Origin of the sequence: Bradyrhizobium sp. 76 (genome assembly GCF_023073025.1) — a bacterium.
Classification (GTDB): domain Bacteria; phylum Pseudomonadota; class Alphaproteobacteria; order Rhizobiales; family Xanthobacteraceae; genus Bradyrhizobium.
Map to the genome: position 1 here is coordinate 1 of NZ_JADPIS010000006.1, position 768 is coordinate 768.

The following is a 768-nucleotide window of genomic DNA, read 5'->3' on the forward strand; positions in this document are numbered from 1 at the left end:
TGGACCGATTCGTTTTGACTGACGCCCAATGGGCGAAGATGGAGCCGCATTGTCTTGGCAAGCCGGGAGATCCGGGCCGCAGCGGCAAGGACAACCGACTGTTTGTCGAGGCCGTTCTGTGGATCGCCCGAACCGGCAGTCCCTGGCGGGATCTGCCGGCGATGTTCGGCCACTGGAATAGCACATTCACGCGCTTTCGCGACTGGGTGAAGGCGGATGTCTGGAAGCGGCTGTTCGAGGCCATCTCCGACGATCCCGACATGGAATACGCCATGGTCGACGCCACCATCGTCAAGGTCCACCGCCACGGTCAGGGCGCAAAAGGGGGACGCAAAGCCAGGCGATCGGCCGCTCGAAAGGCGGCATGACCACCAAAATTCTGGCGCTCACCGATGCGCTCGGCAATCTCGTGCGCTTCGTGCTCCTGCCGGGACAGCGTTTCGATACGGTGGGCGTGCCGCCGCTCATCGAGGGATTGGCCTTCAACGCGCTGATCGCTGATAAGGCCTTCGATAGCAACGCCATCATCGCCGAACTCGAAGCGCGTGGCGCCAAAGTCGTCATCTCCCAGCATCCGCGCCGTGCACAGCCTCTCGCCATCGACAAGGAGATGTACAAATGGCGGCATCTCATCGAGAACTTCTTCGGCAAGCTCAAGGAATTCAAGCGCATCGCAATGCGCGCCGACAAGACCGACCAGAGCTTCACTTCAATGATCTATCTGGCCGCGGCCGCGATAAACTCCAGATGAATCCCAACAGACCCTAG

General features: G+C 60.5%; 1 protein-coding gene. It reads left to right on the forward strand.

Annotated features, from left to right (window positions below; all coding sequences use genetic code 11):
* A protein-coding gene (locus IVB48_RS00130; protein WP_247396256.1) for an IS5 family transposase occupies positions 1–751 on the forward strand; the annotation gives its coding sequence in 2 pieces (ribosomal slippage) (positions 1–330 and positions 330–751; 752 coding nt annotated over the 2 pieces). This gene is flagged as partial in the annotation.
* Between the last annotated feature and the right edge of the window lie 17 nt (positions 752–768).